Origin of the sequence: Robbsia betulipollinis (assembly GCF_026624755.1) — a bacterium.
GTDB lineage: Bacteria > Pseudomonadota > Gammaproteobacteria > Burkholderiales > Burkholderiaceae > Robbsia > Robbsia betulipollinis.
Genome location: NZ_JAPMXC010000006.1, coordinates 141,006 through 159,411, shown reverse-complemented (window position 1 = coordinate 159,411; position 18,406 = coordinate 141,006). Strand labels below are relative to the sequence as shown.

Annotated in this window: 12 protein-coding genes and 2 pseudogenes; 4 read left to right on the top strand and 10 right to left on the bottom strand. The window is 69.0% G+C overall.

Translation table 11 applies throughout. The features are described from left to right. Positions 1-3: 3 nt before the first annotated feature. Together OVY01_RS16765 and OVY01_RS16760 are read left to right on the top strand one after the other, a co-directional pair. Positions 4-1,992: a chorismate-binding protein gene (locus OVY01_RS16765; protein ID WP_267848711.1), complete on the top strand. Its 1,989-nt coding sequence runs from the start codon at positions 4-6 to the stop codon at positions 1,990-1,992. A 195-nt stretch (positions 1,993-2,187) separates the two neighbouring features. Next, positions 2,188-5,373, top strand: a complete 3,186-nt coding sequence (locus OVY01_RS16760) for a PAS domain-containing protein (RefSeq protein WP_267848710.1) — start codon at positions 2,188-2,190, stop codon at positions 5,371-5,373. 13 nt (positions 5,374-5,386) lie between these two features. Here OVY01_RS16760 and panB read toward each other — a convergent pair whose 3' ends face one another. From panB to hda, 7 genes and pseudogenes are all read right to left on the bottom strand, one after another. After that, entirely contained in the window at positions 5,387-6,202 is an 816-nt protein-coding gene (panB, locus tag OVY01_RS16755) for a 3-methyl-2-oxobutanoate hydroxymethyltransferase (protein WP_267848709.1), read from the bottom strand. Position 6,203: 1 nt separating this feature from the next. Further along, positions 6,204-6,902: a deoxynucleoside kinase gene (locus tag OVY01_RS16750; RefSeq protein ID WP_267848708.1), complete on the bottom strand. Its 699-nt coding sequence runs from the start codon at positions 6,900-6,902 to the stop codon at positions 6,204-6,206. Further along, positions 6,899-7,435, bottom strand: a complete 537-nt coding sequence (gene folK, locus OVY01_RS16745; RefSeq protein WP_267848707.1) for a 2-amino-4-hydroxy-6-hydroxymethyldihydropteridine diphosphokinase — start codon at positions 7,433-7,435, stop codon at positions 6,899-6,901. The genes OVY01_RS16750 and folK overlap by 4 nt, the downstream gene beginning before the upstream one ends. A gap of 31 nt (positions 7,436-7,466) precedes the next feature. Continuing rightward, positions 7,467-8,537 (bottom strand): annotated as a pseudogene (pcnB, locus tag OVY01_RS23180) (polynucleotide adenylyltransferase PcnB); the annotation flags it as partial. Between the two features lie 264 nt (positions 8,538-8,801). After that, a pseudogene (locus OVY01_RS23175) lies at positions 8,802-9,224 on the bottom strand (polynucleotide adenylyltransferase PcnB); the annotation flags it as partial. Positions 9,225-9,888: 664 nt separating this feature from the next. Continuing rightward, positions 9,889-10,569 carry a histidinol-phosphatase gene (locus OVY01_RS16735; protein WP_267848706.1) on the bottom strand — a complete coding sequence of 227 codons (681 nt, stop codon included), beginning with the start codon at positions 10,567-10,569 and terminating at the stop codon, positions 9,889-9,891. A gap of 11 nt (positions 10,570-10,580) precedes the next feature. Continuing rightward, on the bottom strand, positions 10,581-11,489 hold the full coding sequence (gene hda / locus OVY01_RS16730; RefSeq protein ID WP_267848705.1) for a DnaA regulatory inactivator Hda: 909 nt from the start codon (positions 11,487-11,489) through the stop codon (positions 10,581-10,583). 86 nt (positions 11,490-11,575) lie between these two features. Between hda and purM the strand changes: the two genes are divergently transcribed. Beyond that, positions 11,576-12,664 (top strand): phosphoribosylformylglycinamidine cyclo-ligase, encoded by a 1,089-nt coding sequence (gene purM, locus OVY01_RS16725; protein ID WP_267848704.1) that lies wholly within the window; start codon positions 11,576-11,578, stop codon positions 12,662-12,664. Here purM and miaA read toward each other — a convergent pair. Both miaA and mutL read right to left on the bottom strand, forming a co-directional pair. Next, positions 12,661-13,665: a tRNA (adenosine(37)-N6)-dimethylallyltransferase MiaA gene (gene miaA, locus OVY01_RS16720; RefSeq protein ID WP_267848703.1), complete on the bottom strand. Its 1,005-nt coding sequence runs from the start codon at positions 13,663-13,665 to the stop codon at positions 12,661-12,663. The two genes, purM and miaA, sit on opposite strands and share 4 nt — an antisense overlap. Positions 13,666-13,675: 10 nt before the next feature. After that, positions 13,676-15,820 carry a DNA mismatch repair endonuclease MutL gene (gene mutL / locus OVY01_RS16715; RefSeq protein WP_267848872.1) on the bottom strand — a complete coding sequence of 715 codons (2,145 nt, stop codon included), beginning with the start codon at positions 15,818-15,820 and terminating at the stop codon, positions 13,676-13,678. Between the two features lie 351 nt (positions 15,821-16,171). Between mutL and OVY01_RS16710 the strand changes: the two genes are divergently transcribed. Next, the gene (locus tag OVY01_RS16710) at positions 16,172-16,831 is read left to right on the top strand and encodes a VTT domain-containing protein (protein WP_267848702.1); all 660 of its coding nucleotides are present in this window, start codon (positions 16,172-16,174) and stop codon (positions 16,829-16,831) included. A 60-nt stretch (positions 16,832-16,891) separates the two neighbouring features. On the opposite strand, the gene OVY01_RS16705 is transcribed toward OVY01_RS16710, so the two are convergent. After that, the gene (locus OVY01_RS16705) at positions 16,892-18,397 is read right to left on the bottom strand and encodes an N-acetylmuramoyl-L-alanine amidase (protein WP_267848701.1); all 1,506 of its coding nucleotides are present in this window, start codon (positions 18,395-18,397) and stop codon (positions 16,892-16,894) included. Positions 18,398-18,406: the final 9 nt, after the last annotated feature.

Here is an 18,406-nt window from a genome sequence, read left to right as displayed (position 1 = left end):
GCGATGACGCTGCCCGTTTTCGCCCTGCTCGACGACGCGCAGACGGGAGCGGCGGCCCGCAGCCGGCTTTATACCGATTTCGCCCATGAGCGGCGCTGCACCGATCCCGCCAGGCTCGACGCATTCTGGGAGCGGATCGAAGCCGATCTGCGCGCCGGCCTGTTCGCGGTCGTGCTGGCGGACTACGAATGGGGCGTGGCGCTGCACCATCTGTCCACGGGCGGCGTTTCCTTTCCCGCCCCTGGCGCGCACGGCCGCGACCCCGCGCTGCGCGTCCTGCTCTTTCGCGCGCTGCGCCGGCTGGACGCGGACGAGTGCGACGCCTGGCTGGCCGAGGCGGCCCCGGCGGCGCCCGCCGGCATCCTCGACGTGCGGCACGACACGAGCGCCGCCGACTTTTCCCGGGCGATCGACCGCATCCACGCGGCGCTGGCAGCAGGCGACTGCTATCAGGTCAACTACACGTTTCGTCTCGCCTTTCAGGTGTTCGGCAGCCCCGTGACGCTTTACCGGCAACTGCGTCGGCGGCAGCCGGTGGCCTTCGGTGCGTTGCTCCACGCGCCCGCGGGCTGGACCCTGTCGCTGTCGCCGGAACTGTTTCTCCGGCACGAGGCCGGCACGCTGCTCGCCAGACCGATGAAAGGCACGGCCGCGCGCGGGCGGCTGGCCGGCTCGGGCGACCCGGGCGATGCCGGCGATCTTTCCCATGCGGCGCTGCTTCGGGATGCCGATGTGCAGCGCGGCATCGACTTGTCGAACGACCCGAAGAATCGCGCCGAGAACGTGATGATCGTCGACCTGCTGCGCAACGATCTGGGCCGCATCGCGCCGCCGGGCGGCGTCGCGGTGACGGCGCTGTTCACGCCCGAAGCCTGGCCCACGGTCTGGCAACTGACGTCGACGATCGAAGCGCGCACGCCCGCCGCCACGACGTTTCCCGACATCCTGCGCGCGCTCTTCCCCTGCGGCTCGATCACCGGCGCGCCGAAACGCGCGGCGATCGCGCAGATCGCCGCGCTGGAAACCGCGCCGCGCGGTCTGTACACCGGCGCGATCGGCTGGATCGACGCGCCGCTGACGCGGCGCTGCGGGGATTTTTGCCTGTCGGTGGCGATCCGCACGATCGAGGTCGCACCGACCTGCGTCGACGGGCTCGCCGCCGCATCGGCCGGGGTGGGGGCAGGCATCGTCCTCGACAGCCGGGCATCCGAGGAGTACGCGGAGTGTCTTCTGAAGGCGCGGTTTCTCACCGCCGCCGATCCCGGTTTCGCCCTGTTCGAGACGCTGCTGGTCGTCGCCGGACGAGTGCCGCATCGCGCGCGCCATGTGCAGCGCCTGTGCGCAGCGGCGTGGCGACTCGGATTTCACCGCGAGCCTGTGATCGAGGCGGTCCTGCCGGACGGCGTGCCCGGCGGGATATCTCATGCCGAGGTCGATACCCGAGTCGGTGTCGATACCGTGCTGCGGCACGCCGTCGAAGCGGCGCTGGACGCCACGCTCGCCGCCCTCGCCGATGCTGCTCCGCACCGCGTGCGGCTGAGCGTGTCGAAGACGGGAACGGTGACCTGTACCGCCGCCCGGCTGGCACCGCTCGCGCCCGGCCCGGTCGGCATGCTGCTCGCCCGCACGCATGGGTTTGCCGATACCCGGGCGGACGATCCCTTGCTGCGCTTCAAGACGACCCATCGCGCGATGTATGACGCCGCGTGGCAGGCCGCGGAGCGGGAAGGGGCATTCGACATGCTCTTCGTCAACGCGCAGGGTCACCTGACCGAAGGCGCACGCAGCAATCTGTTCGTCAAGCTGGACGGACACTGGTTCACGCCACCGGTCGCCGACGGGCTGCTGCCGGGCGTGATGCGCGGCATCGTGCTGGACGATCCCCTCTGGCATGCCCGCGAGCGGTCGTTGACGCTCGCGGATCTCGATCGGGCACAGGCCCTGATGCTCACCAATGGCCTGCGCGGCCTCATGCCGGCCGTCATCCGGTGAGATGCGCCAGGGAATGGCGCATCCCGTCGATGCGTACGGCCGATCGTGGCTTTCCCCAAACGATCGTAAAATGAGCGGCCGGGCCATCCGCCCTGCCGGTGGCCTCCCGAAAATCGCAATGCCCCGCCGGAGGCGGCGGGCGCGCGTTTGCACACGCGCCGCGGACGATCAATCAGATGTATCGGAATGGAAATCATGGAATCCTTCACGCCCGTCGGTGCAGCGTTGAACCGTTGGGTGATCGACAGCGCGACGGATTTCGCGATGATCGCCACCGACAACGATGGGCGGGTCACCGTCTGGAGCAAGGGCGCCGAGCATATTCTCGGCTGGTCCGAAGAGGAAATGCTCGATCAAACCGTGGAACGCATCTTCACGCCCGAGGATTGCGCCGCCGGCAGGCCTGCCAGGGAAATGCAGCTCGCCCTGACCGACAACGCGGGCAACGACGAGCGCTGGCACAATCGCAAAGGGGGGCAGCGGTTCTGGGCCAGCGGCAAGATGACGCCGCTGCGCACAGGGGAGGGCGAGGTCGTCGGTTTCGTGAAGGTATTGCGCGACCGCACCGAACGGCGTCTCGCGGCCGAACGCGGCCGAGCCGATGCGGCGTTCCTCAGGAGCGTGCTCGGTGCCTCGGGCGACTGCATCAAAGTGCTCGATCTCGAAGGTAACCTCCTCTTCATGACGGACGCCGGTCAGGCGCTCATGCAGGTCAGCGATTTCAACGCGATCTGCGGATGTCCCTGGCCCAGTTTCTGGCAGGGGCGTGGGCATGCCGAAGCCCTCCAGGCGATCGACGCGGCCAGAGCGGGGGGCGTGGGGCATTTCGTCGGGCCGGCGGAAACGATGGCCGGCGAGCCGCGGTGGTGGGATGTCCTGGTCACGCCGATTCTCGGGCCGGACGGTCATCCCGAGAGACTGCTTTCCGTTTCGCGCGACATCACTCGCGAATACGAGACCCGCGAGCGGATCGAACTGGCTCTGGACGCGGGCACGGTGCTCGGCACCTGGGTGTGGTCGATTGTCCCGGATCGTTTCATCGCCGACAGCCGCTTTGCCACGACCTTCGCACTCGATCCGGAACGGTTGAAGGCGGGGCTGCCCCTCGCGGAGGTGGTGCAATCCATCCACCCGGACGACGCCCGGCGCGTCGAGGGCGCGATCGCCGCCGCGTTGCGGGACGGTGGCCGGTACTGCGTCGAGTACCGCGTTCGCCAGCTCGACGGATCGTGGTGGTGGGTCGAGGCCAACGGCTATTGCGAACTGGACCCCTCGGGGCAGGCGGTTCGCTTTCCGGGCGCGCTTTTCGATATCCAGCGCAGGAAAATGCAGGAACTGCGGCAGGCGGCCCTGATCGAGTTCGGGGACACCCTCCGGGCGCTGCACGGCGAATCCGGTCCCAGCCGCATGGTGCACGCCGCGGCGGAAATGCTGGGCCGGCATTTGAACGTACGGCGAGCCGGATACGGCGAAATCGATCAGGCGAACGGAATCGTGGACGTCGAACGTGACTGGTGCGCCGATCCGACGGTTGTCTCTCTCGCGGGGCGCCACAGATTGCAGGATTATGGGACCTATGGCGCGGTGCTCGCCCGGGGCGAAATCGTCTCGATCGGAAATGTCGAAACGGACTGGCGTACCCGCGAAGGCGTGGAGCGGCTCACCGGTCTGGGGATCCGCTCCCTGCTCAACGTCCCGCTGATGCAGGAAGATCGTCTCGAGGCCATGCTGTATCTCAACGACAGCGTCGAGCGAGCCTGGGCCGACGATGACATCGCTTTCGCCCAGGCCGTGGCGGACCGCACCTGGGCGGCGCGCAGGCAGGCATTCGCCGAGATCGAGTTGCGTCAGGCCAATGAAACGCTCGAGGCACGGGTCGAGGAGCGAACGCGCGAGCGCGACCGGTCCTGGCGTCTGTCGCGTGAACTCTTGCTCATCGCTCGACCGGACGGCACCATGGAAGCGGTCAACCCGCTCTGGACGGCGTTGCTCGGCTACGCACCGGGTGAGCTCCTGGGTTCCAGCTTCGTCGACTATACTCACCCGGACGACCTGGAGGCCGCCCAGGCGGCGTTCGCCAGCGCCTTCGATAAGCCGCTTGCCCATCCCCATGCCTGCCGTTTCCGTCACAAGGACGGCTCCTACCGCTGGTTCAGCTGGACGGCGGCGTTCGAGGACGGGAAGGTATATGCGTCCGGACGCGATATCGCCCTTGAACGCGAGCAGGCCGAAGCGCTGCGGCAGAGCCAGAAAATGGAGGCGGTCGGTCAACTCACCGGAGGCATCGCCCACGACTTCAACAATCTGCTGACGGCCGTCACCGGCGGGCTGGCGCTGCTTGGCGCGCGCATCGCCAAGGGCGATTACGACAAGCTCGACCGCTACATCGATATGGCGCAGACCGGTGCCCATCGCGCCGCGGCGCTGACCCAGCGGCTCCTTGCCTTTTCGCGCCGGCAGACGCTTGCGCCAACCCCGACGGACGCCGATCGGCTGATCGCCGGCATGAGGGCGATCATCGATCGCACGCTCGGTCCCGCGATCGAGGTGAAGGTCGCCGCGACCGCCGGTTTGTGGCCGGTGCTCGTGGATGCGCCGCAGCTGGAAAGCGCGCTTCTCAACCTGTGCATCAACGCGCGGGACGCCATGCCGGAGGGCGGCAGGCTCACGATCGAGACAGGCAACAGGCGGCTGGATGCGCGGGCTGCGGCGGATCAGGACCTGCCGGAAGGCGAGTACGTGTCGCTTTGCGTCACCGACACCGGCGCCGGCATGACGCCCGCCATCATCGAGCGCGTCTTCGACCCTTTTTTCACCACCAAGCCGATCGGACAGGGCACCGGCCTGGGCCTGTCGATGATCTACGGCTTCGTTCGCCAGTCGGGAGGGCAGGTGCGTGTCTACTCCGAGGTCGGGCAGGGCACGACCATGGGCCTCTATCTGCCGCGCCATCTCGGCGACGTCGCGAGAATCGACGACGCGGGCCGCCACGTCGAATCGCAGCGCGCCCTGCCTGGCGAGACGGTGCTGATCGTGGAGGACGAGAGCGCGATCCGGCAACTCGTGGCCGAGGTGCTGACCGACGCGGGCTATCGCGTTCTAAAGGCGCTTAACGGGCCCATCGGTGTGAAACTGATGCAGTCGAACGAACGCATTGATCTGCTCATCACCGACGTGGGCCTGCCCGGCGGTCTGAACGGGCGTCAGGTGGCCGACGCGGGGCGAGCGGTGCGGCCAGGCCTGAAAGTGCTGTTCGTCACCGGCTATGCCGCCAGCGCGGCGGTCGGAGCGGGACACCTCGACGAGGGAATGGAATTGCTGACAAAGCCGTTCAACGTCGCGGATCTGGAAGCCCGCGTTCACCGCATGATCAAGGCCTAGCGGCCGCCCGGTTTCAGAACACGTGTTCCTGATCCGGGAACGTGCCTTCCTTGACCGCGCGCACATACGCCTCGATGCCCGCGCCGATCGACACCTCGCCCGAGACGAAATCCTTCACGAAACGCGGCCGCTTGCCGGGGAATACCCCCAGTAGATCGTGCAGCACCAGCACCTGTCCCGAGCACTCGGGGCCGGCGCCGATGCCGATCGTGGGGATCGCGAGCAGATCGGTCAGCTCCGCGGCGAGCGTCGCCGGTACCGCCTCGATCACCAGCAACTGCGCGCCGGCGTCCTGCAGCGCCTCGGCGTCGGCCTTCAGCGCGTCGGCGGCCAGCAGCGTGCGCCCCTGTACCTTGAAACCGCCGAATGCGTGCACCGATTGCGGCGTCAGTCCGATGTGCGCGCACACCGGCACCGCGCGTTCGACCAGAAAACGCACGGTATCGGCCAGCCAGGCACCGCCTTCGAGCTTGACCATGTGCGCGCCGCCACGCATCAGGCGCACCGCCGATGCGAAGGCCTGTTCCGGGGTGCCGTAGGTACCGAAGGGCAAATCGGCGACGATCAGCGGTCGCTGCGCGCCGCGCGCCACGCAGGCAGTGTGATAGACGATGTCGTCGAGGCTCACCGGCAGCGTGGTGGCGTGTCCCTGGAGAACGTTGCCCAGGGAATCGCCGATCAGCAGGACATCGACACCGGCCCGCTCGAGCAGGGTCGCGAAACTCGCGTCGTAGCAGGTCAGCATGGCGATCTTCTCGCCCGCATCGCGCATCGTCTGGAGCCGCGGCACGGTGACGGGGCGCTGCGAGGGGTCTTGCAGATAGGTCATCCTAAAGCGAACCTTTGACGAAAAACTCGCGCGGGCCACGCATCGCGTTCAGATGATCGAGCAGCAAACCCAGGTCGGCATCGTTTTCGGCGGGCTCGAGATTTTCGGTATTGACTGTCAACAGCGGGGCTTCGCTGTAGTGATAGAAGAAATGGTTGTAGGCCTCGCACAGGGCGCGCAGATAGGCGTCGGAAACCTGCAACTCGATGCCGCTCGTGTGTTTTTGCAGCCGCGCGAACAGCGTTTCCGGGCTGGCCTGCAGGTAGATCACGAGATCCGGGGTGCGGATCGGCGCGGCCAGCCGCGTGGCCAGGCGCTGATACAGCGCGAACTCCTCGTCATCGAGGTTGAGCCGCGCGTAGATGACGTCTTTCTGCGGCAGGAAGTCGCCGACGATGGGCGCCGACTGCTCGGTGTTCGCCGCGGCAAGCGCCGCCGCGTGCGCGCTGCGCTCCAGCAGGAAGTGGGTCTGCACCGCCAGCGCGTGACGCGCCGGGTCGCGGTAGAAACCTTCCAGGAAGGGATTGCTCTTCGGCTGCTCGAAATCCGGCGTCATCGCCCAGCGTTCGGCGAGAACCTTCGCCAGCGCGCTTTTGCCGATGCCGATCGGCCCTTCGACTACGACGTACCGGTAACGGGGGCGGCCGTCCGTCGCGACGGGCATTTCCGGTGCCGTGACCGGCATCGTGGGGGCGGTCATGGGCACGCGTTATTCTCGCGATTGCGCGGCATGCCGCGCAGGAAGGGGCAGAAGCCGGTCGCGACCGTCTCGATCCGCTGATGGGCGACCGCCGCGACGAAGCGGCTTGCGCGGCCCATGCCGGGAATCATCACGTCGGCATCGAGTTCGAGCAGCGGTACCAGCGCGAAGGCGCGTTCGCTCAGGCGCGGATGCGGAATCGTCAGATCGGCTTCGTCGATGCGCTCGTCGTCGTAGAGCAGGATGTCGATGTCGAGCGTGCGTGGCGCGTTGCGGTACGGGCGCTCGCGGCCGAACTCGTGCTCGACGCCCAGGCACAGGTCGAGCAGCTGGCGCGCGGGCAGCAGCGTGCCGACCGCAACCACGCAATTGTAGAAATCGTCTCCATCGGCATCGATGGGGGCGGTGCGGTACAGGCTCGATTTGGCGAGCACGATGATGCCTGGCCGTTGCGCCAGGGAGACCACCGCATCTTTCAGGCACTGCCGCGCGTCGCCGGAATTCGCGCCGAGTCCGAGATAGGCTACCGTCATAGCTGAGGCCTTTTACAAAGGTCGTCGAACGTCAATCGTCTTCGAAAGCTGCGCCCGGGCGCGGGGCGGCGGAAGGCGCACCGGCGTTTTCGCCGGAACCCGCCGCGCCGGCGCCGCCCCGGCCGCCGCGGCGGCGGCGGCGGGGTTTCGCCTTCGCATCGCGCGGTCCGCCGCTGAGCAGCACCTCGCGCGCGCCGGGGTCACCCTCGATGAAGTCCGTCCACCACGCGCCCAGAGTGGGATCCATTTCTCCGGATTCGCAGCGCAATAAAAGGAAATCATACGCCGCTCTGAAGCGCGGGTGTTCCAGCAGCTTCAACGCGCTGCGGCCCGCACGCTTCTCCAGGCGCGGCTGCATGCCCCAGATCTCCTTCATGTCCGATACGAAACGGCGCTGGATCGCCAGCTTGCCGGTCTGCGCGTCGAGTACCTCGTCCATCGCCCGATGCAGCGCGGGGATCGGATACTCGCCTTCGGCCACATAGCGCTGCCAGCGTTGTTGCGTCTGGTGCCAGAGCAGCGCGGCGAACAGGAAGCCGGGCGACACCGTCTTGCCGGCGCGCACGCGTGCGTCGGTGTTGGTCAGCGACAGGGTGATGAATTTCTCGCTGTGCGCCTGCTCCAGCGCCACGTCGAGCAGGGGCAGCAGGTCGCGATGCAGGCCTTCGGCGCGCAGCCGGGTCAGGCAGGCGAGCGCGTTGCCCGACAGCAGCAGCTTCAGGATCTCGTCGAAGACCCGCGCGGCAGGCACGTTGTTGATCAATTCGGCGAGGCTCGCGATCGGTTCCCGGGTCGCGGCTTCGATCTCGAAATCGAGCTTGCCGGCGAAGCGCACGACCCGCAGCATGCGTACCGGGTCCTCGCGGTAACGGGTGGCCGGGTCGCCGATCATGCGGAGCAGCCGGGCACGCATGTCCGCCATGCCCTGGTGATAGTCGAGCACCGTCTGCGATGCCGGGTCGTAATACATCGCGTTGATCGTGAAATCGCGGCGGCGCGCGTCCTCGTGCTGCTCGCCCCAGACGTTGTCGCGCAGCACGCGGCCGCTCGCGTCCACCGCGTGCAGGCGGCGGTCCGGATCCTCGCGCCGGCGGCGGCGACCCCGATCGCCCCGGTCACGCTCGCCCCGGTGGTGCGTGCCGCCGCCCGGGCGTTCGCCGGCCCGTGCGTCGTTGCCCCGCGTCTCGTTTGCGTCGTCGGTCGCGTCGTCGTCCTGATCGGCCGCCAGCAGGTCTGCCTCAAGCGGCGCGCTCACATAGGCCGCGGCGGTCGCGTTGGTGCCGATGTCGGCCGCCTGCGTGGCAAGACGGGTGGCCGTGCGCTCGGCGCCATCCGCGTCGACGGCGGCCTGCACCGCGTTGGCCGCCGCGGTGGCCGCCTCGGCGACCGGATCGACCAGCGCGCGGAACGTCGACACCTCGATGATTTCCTGACCGAACTGCACGTGGACGATCTGAAAGCGTCGGCCGATGATGCGCGCGCGGCGGAACAGGCGCTGTACCTGATCGGGCGTCGCGTCGGTGGCGACGTCGAAATCCTTCGGCGCGACGCCGAGGAGCAGATCGCGTACCGCGCCGCCGACGATGAAGGCCCGGAACCCCGCTTCCTGCAGCCCCTGGGTGACCCGCACCGCATTGCGCGAGATCAGCGCGGGATTGATGCCGTGGACGCCCGCCGGAATCACGACGGGCACGTCGGGCACGTTCGCGTCCGCCGGGGCCGACGCGCGCGCGACGGCTCGGGTCTCGTTCGCGGGCGCGACGGGCACGCTCGCCGGCGGCGTCTCCATCGCGACGGATTCCGCCGGCGCGGCGGCGGCGCGTGCCGTGGCCGGCCGGGCGGTGCGGCGTTTCACGACCGGGTCGCGTCCCTGATAGGTGGACGCGGGCGCGGGCGGCATGGAATCGGACACGGCAGCGATGCCCACTCCCGCCTCGGTGGCGGCCGCCTTGGCGGGGCGACGGGTGGCGAGGCGCGGTTTCGCGGGCCTGGCCGCGGCGTCTGCGCCCGCTTCGGCAGCCTTCGCCCCTGCCGACGCCCGGGCCGTGGCACGGGGTTTCGCCGGCGGCGCGGCGTCGACATCCGTCTCGGCCGCTTCGACGGCAGGCGCGCCCTCCGCCGCCGCAGGCTTGGCGCGTCGGGTCGCGCTGCGCGGTTTCGCCGGCGCGGCACTGGTTTTCTCCTCGGCGGGCGCGGCGGCGGGCACGCCGTCCACTGCCGCCGGGGGCTTGGCGCGACGCGCCGGGCTGCGCGGTTTCGCCGGTACGGCCTCGGTGTTCGCGTCGGCGGCGGCCTCGGCGGTGGGCGCGTCGGTGGTCGCCGGGGCCGCCGCGCGACGCCGGCGCGCCGGGGTCTTTGCGGGTGCCGCGGTATCGGCCGCGGGCGCGTCGGCCGGCGTGTCGGACGTTTCGTCGGAACGGCCCAGGAGTTTGCGGATAAGTTTCGTAATCACGTCAGTGGAAAAGTTCGAGAGTGCGCCAGCCGTGTGCTTTCGCATGAGCGCGCAGCGTGTCGTCAGGGTTGGTCGCCACCGGATCGCTTACTTTCTCGAGCAGGGGGATGTCGTTACGCGAATCACTATAGAAAAAGCTTTGCTCGAAATCCGCGAGCGTCTTGCCCCGGGTCGCGAGCCACTGCTGCGTGCGGGTGATCTTGCCTTCCCGAAAACTCGGCTCGCCCGCGATCTCGCCGGTGAAACGTCCGCGCGGCGCGCCGCCCTCGGTCGCGAGATCGATCGCGATCAGGTTGTCGATGCCGAGCGCGCGCGCGATCGGGCCGGTGACGAAGGCGTTGGTCGCCGTGATCACGCAGCACAGGTCACCACGCGCCTGATGCCCGGCCACCAGCGCCAGCGCTTCGGGACGGATCGCGGGCGTGATCACCTCGGCCATGAATTGCCGGTGCCAGTCGTCGAGCGTATCGCGCGCGTGGCGCGTCAACGGCGCGAGCGCGACGCGCAGATAGGCATGAATGTCGAGGCAGCCGTTCTGGTAGTCCGCGTAGAAGCGTTCGTTGTCGCGCGCGAACTGCGCGGCGTCGACGAGGCCGAGCTTGATCATGAAACGTCCCCACTCGTGATCGCTGTCGGTGGGGATCAGGGTATGGTCGAGGTCGAAGAGAGCGAGTCTGGTCATGTATTGGAATTCTACTTGATGCGGCCCGGTCTTTCCCGACCGGATCGTGCGTGACGGCGGCGGGTTGCGCCGGGCGAGGTAGGGCGCGCGGTGGGCGGGACGGGCGCCGGCGCGGCGGCGTCCGCGGCGCTGGCATCCGCTGTCGGCGAAAACGACGCCGTGGCGGCAGGCAGCGCGGGCGCGGCATGGTCGCGCGCGGCGAGCATCGCACGCAGCAGCGGCAGGGTGATCGCACGCTTGCGTTCCAGCGAAAACCGCTCGAGCGCGTCGAGTTGCCGTTTCAGGCTCGGCATGTCGCGCTCGAAGTGATTGAGCAGATAGGGCGGCACGTCGGCGGCGAGCGCCAGGCCGCGCTCGCGCGCGGCGATCGACAGCGCCGCGCTCTTCTCGTCGTCGCTGAGCGGCGCCAGGCGATAGACCAGGCCCCAGCCAAGACGGGTACGCAGGTCGTCGCGGATCGTCAGGCCCATCGGCGGCGCGGCGCCGGTGGCGACGAACACGACTTTCGGGTCCGCGCGCACCTCGTTGAACAGGTTGAAGGTGGCGATCTGGCGTGCCGGGGGCAACCGGTCGCAGTCGTCGATCGCGTACAGCGCCACCTGCGGATCGAAGGCGAAATTCGACAGCGGGCTCTGCGGCACCAGCAGCCGGGCCCGCTGCTCCGGCGCGGCCTGGCAGAGCGCGCGCAGCAGGTGGCTGCGTCCGGAGCCGGGGTCGCCCCAGATGTAGAACACGCGTTCGGCCGGCGCGCGCGCCATCCGCCCGTCGTCGTCGGGCGAGGGCAGGTCGTCGGGCGACGCGAGCAGGGTGCGTCGCAGCCCATGCAGGCGCGCGACCAGTTCCGCGTTCGGACCCGCGACGAAATTGTCGAAGGTCTCGGGAGGCGGTGTACCCAGGTCGAGGAGAAGTTGGCGTGACACCGTCGATTTGTGTAAGGGGAACCGGACAGCCCGGCGTCTGCATGGGTTAAAATCCGCATTCTACCGAACCTTCCCGCTTCCCCGTCATGAACCAACCGAAAGACTCCCTCGACGCGCAGCCGACGCCGTCCGCTCCGCCCGCGCCGCCCACGGGACTGTCCTACCGCGATGCCGGCGTGGATATCGATGCCGGCGACGCGCTCGTCGACCGGATCAAGCCGCTCGCCAAGCGCACGATGCGCGAAGGCGTGCTCAACGGCATCGGCGGTTTCGGCGCGTTGTTCGAGATACCGAAGCGTTACAAGGAGCCCGTGCTCGTGTCGGGAACCGATGGCGTGGGCACGAAGCTGCGCCTGGCGTTCGATCTGAACCGCCACGACACCGTCGGTCAGGATCTGGTCGCGATGAGCGTCAACGACATCCTGGTGCAGGGCGCCGAACCCCTGTTCTTCCTCGATTACTTCGCCTGCGGCAAGCTCGACGTGGACACCGCGGCGCGTGTCGTCGGCGGCATCGCCACCGGCTGCGAACTCGCCGGCTGCGCGCTGATCGGCGGCGAAACGGCGGAAATGCCCGGCATGTACCCGGACGGCGAATACGACCTGGCGGGTTTCGCGGTCGGCGCGGTCGAGAAAAGCCGGATCATCGACGGGCGCGACATCGCTTCCGGCGACGTGGTGCTGGGTCTCGCCTCCAGCGGCATCCATTCGAACGGCTATTCGCTGGTGCGCAAGATCATCGAGCGCGCCGCGCCCGACCTCGACGCGGATTTCGACGGCCGGTCGCTCGCCGACGCGCTGATGGCGCCCACCCGCATCTACGTGAAGCCGGTGCTCGCGCTGCTCGAGAAGATCGCGGTGAAGGGCATCGCCCACATCACCGGCGGCGGTCTCGTCGAGAACATTCCGCGTATCCTCGGCGACGGCCTGAGCGCCGAACTCGATCATCGCGCCTGGCCGCTGCCGCCGTTGTTCCAGTGGCTGCAGCAGCATGGCGGCGTCGCCGATGCGGAAATGCACCGGGTCTTCAACTGCGGGATCGGCCTGGTGATGGTCGTATCGGCCGGCGATGCGGCCGCGGCGAGCGCGCTGCTGGCGGCGGCGGGCGAGACCGTCTGGCAGATCGGCCAGGTACGCGCGCGCGCCGAGGGCGAGGCGCAGACCGTCGTCGTCTAACGTCGCAATGATGGGTGAGGGGCGCCGTCCCAGCGCGCCTCGATCGCGTCCGCGGCCCGTGCGACGGTGTCGGGCGCGCTGCAATCCACCACCTGCCGCCCGGTGAAGCTGCGCAGCCAGGTCAACTGGCGCTTGCACAACTGGCGGGTCGCGAAGACACCCTTGTCGCGCATGATTCGCCATGCCTCGGGGCCGTCGGGCCCGTCCAGATAGTCCCAGACCTGCCGGTACCCCACGCAGCGCATCGCCGGCAGCGCCGCGGTGAGATCGCCGCGCGCGCGCAGGCGCGCCACCTCGTCGACGAGTCCCCCCGCCAGCATCGCATCGAAGCGCGCCTCGATGCGCCGGTGCAGCACCGACCGGTCCGAGGGCTCCAGCGATACGGGTACGAAATGCGTCTCCCCGGCCGTATCGGTATCCGGCGCGGGTTTCGCGAGCAGCGCCGACAACGTCTCGCCACTCAGCATCCACACTTCGAGCGCGCGCTGGATGCGCTGCGCGTCGTTCGGGGCAAGACGGGCGGCGGTCTGCGGATCGTGCACGGCCAGGCGCGCGTGCAGCGCGGGCCAGCCGCGTGTCAGCGCCTCGGCGTCGAGCGTGGCGCGCAGCGCCGGATCCGCGCCCGGCAACGCCGCGAGCCCCTGCGTCAGCGCCCGGTAGTAGAGCATGGTGCCGCCGACCAGCAGCGGCAGCGCGCCGCGCGCGAGGATCTCGGCGCTCAGCCGCAAGGTGTCCGCGCGGAATTCGGCGGCCGAATACGCCTCGGCCGGATCGCGAATGTCGATCAGGTGATGCGGCGCCAGCGCGCGTTCGGCGGCCGTCGGTTTCGCGGTGCCGATGTCCATGCCCCGGTAGACGAGCGCCGAATCGACGCTGATGATTTCCACCGTCTGACCGCGCGCGGCACGACGGCGGGCCACCTCCAGCGCGGCGGCGGTCTTGCCCGAGGCGGTCGGGCCCAGCAGGCAGACGATGTCGGTGCCCGGTGCATGCGCAGTCATGAGGTCCGCCTCATTGGCCGCGCATGAAGAGCCGGTCGAGATCGCCGATCGTCAACTGGTACCAGGTGGGGCGCCCGTGATTGCACTGGTCGGCGCGTTCGGTCGCCTCCATCTGACGGAGCAGCGCGTTCATCTCGTCGAGCGTCAGCCGCCGGTTCGCCCGCACCGCGTGGTGGCAGGCGAGCGTGCCGAGCAGCGCGTGCTGGTGTTCGGTCAAGACCCGGGAACCGCCCCAGGCCTGCAGATCCGCAATCAGCGAGCGCGCCAGCAAGACCAGGTCCGCATCCTTGAGCAGGGCCGGGACGGCGCGGATCGCCAGCGTCGTCGGCGAGATCGGCGCGATGTCGAACCCCAGGACATCGAGCGTCGCGCGGTTTTCCTCGACCGTGCCGATCTCGATCGGATCGGCCGGCAGCGAGACGGGAATCAACAGCGGCTGGACCGCGATCGCACGATCGGCCAGCGCGGTCTTGAACTGTTCGTAGAGAATGCGTTCGTGCGCCGCGTGCATGTCGACGATGATCATGCCGCGCGTGTTCTGCGCCAGCACGTAGACGCCGTGCACCTGTCCCAGGGCGAAACCCAGCGGATGGTCCTCGTCGTCGCCGGTCTGGCCGAACGGCATGCGCGGGATGCCATCGACGCCCGGCATACCGGCAGGGCCGTTCGCCGGTGCGCTGACGCCATTGCCGTCATTGCCGCCGCCGTAGACCGGCGCATCGCCTTCGGCCGCGAACAGCGGCGAGGCACGGCGCTCGCCGCCGAACGACGGGGCGCCCGACGGGGCCGTGCCCGGCTCGCGGCGGCCGAACAGTGCGTCGTAATGCGAAAGGGTCGATCCGCCCGTCTGACCGATCGGCAGCGACGGTTGGAAACGCGGTTGCGGCAACCAGGTGCTCGACCCCTGGCCCGGACGCGTGCCCGATGCGGTGAAAGCGCCTCCGCCAGAGCCGGACGTGCCGCCGGAGGGCGCACCGCCGGAGGGCGCGCCGCCGGAGGGCGCGCCGCCAAAGGGCGCTCCGCCAGAGGGCGCGCCGCCAAAGGGCGCACCGCCAAAGGGCGCACCGCCAAAGGGCGCTCCGCCAAACGACGTCACCGACGCCGCGCCGTCCGCCGTGGCGGCGAGCGAGGCCGCGTGGCCCGCGTCGGCGGTCTGTGCGGACTCGCCGGCGTGCCGGGCCAGCGCCCGTTGCACCGCATGGAACACGAACTGGTGGATCGCGCGCGAGTCGCGGAACCGCACTTCGATCTTCGACGGATGGACGTTGACGTCGACGGCCTCGGGCGGCAGGTCGAGGAACAGCACATAGGCCGGGAAACGGTCGCCGTGCAGCACGTCCTGGTAGGCGGCGCGCACCGCGTGTCCGAGCAGGCGGTCACGCACGAAGCGGCCGTTGACGAAGAAGTATTGCTGGTCCGCGCGCCCCCTGCTGGTGGTCGGCAGCCCCGCGCAGCCGACCACCGCGATGGGCCCGGCGGTCTCGTCGACCGGCAGATAGGCATGCGCGAAACCCTCGCCCATGACCTTGGCGATGCGCTGCATCGGTTCGGCCAGGTTCCAGTGCTCGACCGCGCGGCCGTTGTGCAGGACCGAGATCGCCACCGCCGGAAACGACAGCGCCGCGCGCCGCACGACTTCCAGGCAATGGCCGAATTCGGTCTGCTCGCTCTTCAGGAACTTGCGCCGCGCCGGGGTGTTGAAATACAGCTCACGCACCTCGATGGTCGTGCCGACCGCGCCGGCCGCAGGGGTCAGCGCGCCGGTGTCGGCATCGATCCGGGTAGCGTGCGCGCTCTCCGCGGTGCGGCTCGTCACCGACATCTGCGCGACCGAGGCGATCGAGGCCAGCGCTTCGCCGCGAAAGCCGAGCGTGGCCACCGCTTCGAGTTCGTGCAGCGAGCGGATCTTGCTCGTCGCGTGCCGCAACAGCGCGAGCGGCAGTTCCCCGGCCGGGATGCCGCTGCCGTCGTCGGTGATGCTGATGCGCTTGACGCCGCCGCCCTCGAGCACGACCCGCAGCGTGCGCGCGCCGGCGTCGAGCGCATTCTCGACCAGTTCCTTGACCACCGACGCCGGGCGCTCCACCACCTCGCCCGCGGCGATCTGGCTGACCAGCTGGTCCGGCAGGGCCTGGATCGCGCGCGGCGCGGGCATGACGCGCGGCGTGCCGCCGGATGCGGGGGCGGCACCGGGTTCGAGGGCCGCGCCGGCTTCAGCGGCGGCGCCAGCGCCAGCGGCCGCGTCGGCTCCAGGGGTCGCGCCGGCGGCGGGGCCGGCACCGGCACCGACACCGACACCGACGTCGGATGCGTCCGGCGGAGGCAGGGGCGTCAGGGGATCGACGGCGGACGCGTCGGGCGAAGGAGGGGGGGATCGGTCGGACATTCACCGATTATAACGAACGGCATCCGTCGATGCGCCGGTGAAACTTCAGTCCGCGGGACGCTTTCCGGTATGATTGGGCACCGCTTTTTCCCCACCGACCTCACCGAAATAGGCCGCGCTTTGGACACGTTTTTGCAGTTTGTCGGGATGCTGATCCATATCGACAAGTTTCTCGGCATTTTCATTCAGCATTACGGCGGCTGGGTCTACGCCATTCTCTTCCTGATCGTTTTCTGCGAAACCGGTCTGGTGGTGTTGCCGTTCCTGCCCGGGGACTCGCTGCTGTTCATCGCCGGCGCGTTCGCGGCGAGCGGCGCGATGTCCCTCGGCATGCTGTTCGTGCTGCTGTTGCTGGCGGCCGTGCTCGGCAACACGTTGAACTACCTGATCGGGTCCTTCATCGGGCCGAAGGTATTCGATTCGAACTGGCGTTTCCTCGACCGCGACGCGTTGCGCAAGACGCACGGTTTCTACGAACGCCATGGCGGCAAGACGCTCGTGCTCGCCCGTTTCGCGCCGGTCGTGCGCACGTTCGCGCCGTTCATCGCCGGGGTGTCCGGCATGAGCATGGTGCGTTTCCAGGCGTTCAACGTGCTGGGTGCGGTGCTGTGGGTAGGTGCGCTGGTGATCGCCGGCTATTTCTTCGGCAATCTGCCGTTCGTGCGCCAGTACCTGAACGTGATCGTCCTGGTCGGCGTGTTCGCGGCGGTCGTGCCGCTCGCGGCCGGCGCGATCTGGAAGCTGTTCAGGAAACCGCGCGGCGGCGTGCGCCCGAACTGAGCGCCGGCGCCGGGGTACGCCCGGGACGTCCTTCAGGCGCGGGGCCTCGGGCGCGAAACGTCACACCACCGTGTTTTTCGCCAGCGGCGGATGCGCGGCCAGGTACTTCTTGATACCGCGCAGGATGGCGTTCGCCATCTGATCGCGGTAATCCTCGTTCTTCAGCTTCGCCTCTTCCTCCGGGTTGCTGATGAAGGCGGTTTCCACAAGCACCGACGGGATGTCGGGCGCCTTCAACACCGCGAACCCCGCCTGTTCGACCGATCCCTTGTGCAGCTTGTTGATGCCGCCGATTTCGTTCAGCACGAAGCTGCCGTACTTCATGCTGTCGCGGATCTGCGCGGTGGTGGACATGTCCAGCAGCGCGCGCGTCAGGGCTACGTCCTGGATGCCGGCGGGTACGCCGCCGATGGTATCGGACGAATTCTCCTTGTTCGCCATCCAGCGTGCGGCGGCGCTGCTCGCGCCGCGGTCGGACAGCGCAAAGACCGAGGAGCCGCGCGCCTGCGGCGTCGTGAAGGCATCGGCGTGGATCGAGACGAACAGGTCCGCCCCGACGCGGCGCGCTTTCTGCACGCGCACATTGAGCGGCACGAAAAAGTCGTCGTCGCGCGTCATCATCGCGCGCATGTTCGGCTCGGCGTCGATCTTCTCGCGCAGCTTGCTGCCGATATCGAGCACGACATGCTTCTCGTGCATGCCGGTCATGCCGGTGGCGCCCGGGTCTTCCCCGCCATGACCCGGATCGATGGCGATGGTCAGAAGGCGCAGCGTCTTCGGCCCGGCCTTGCCCGGCCCCTTGAAGCCGTAGTCGTCGAGCGCCAGTTGCGGCGACAGCCGCCGCGACGGCGCGGCGACGGCGCCCGGCGGCAGGATCGGCTTCGCCTGCGCGAGCACCGGCGGGGCCGGCATCGCGGGAGCCACCGGGGCGCGCGGCGTGCCGTTTTGTGCCTGTGCATAACGCTGGAAGAACGTCTCGGGATCGTCGCCCGATGCCTGCGGCCCGGACAGCGTGGTCTGCGGCGGCGTGGATTGCTGCGCCAGCGCCTGCTCCTTGCCCTGGCTTTTCTGCAGCAGCGCGAGCAGGGGGTCGGGCGCGACGGACGGGTACAGGTCCAGCACCATTCGGTGCCGGTAATTGCTGACCGGCGGAAGCGTGAAGGATTGCGGCTTGACCGCCATCTTCAGATCGAAGACGAGGCGCACCACATGCGGCTGGAACTGGCCGACGCGCACCTTTTCGATCTGCGGATCGTTCGGCGCGATCTTCGCGACCAGATCGCGCAGGGGTTTGTCGAGGTCGATGCCCTCGAGGTCGACGACCAGACGGTCGGGATTCGCCAGCAACTGCTGCTGGAATTTCAATTCCTGGTCGGACTCGATCGTCACCCGGGTGTAGTCCTCGGCCGGCCAGACCCGCACCGCCATCACCGAGGCGGCGCGGGCGAGGCCCGGCGCGAGCGCGAGCGCGAAGGTGGATGCGCCCGCGTACAGCATCTTGCGGCGTCCCCAGCTGTGGGGGGCCGACGCGGCGGATTCGATGGAACGAAACGGCTTGATCAGCATGGTGGAGCG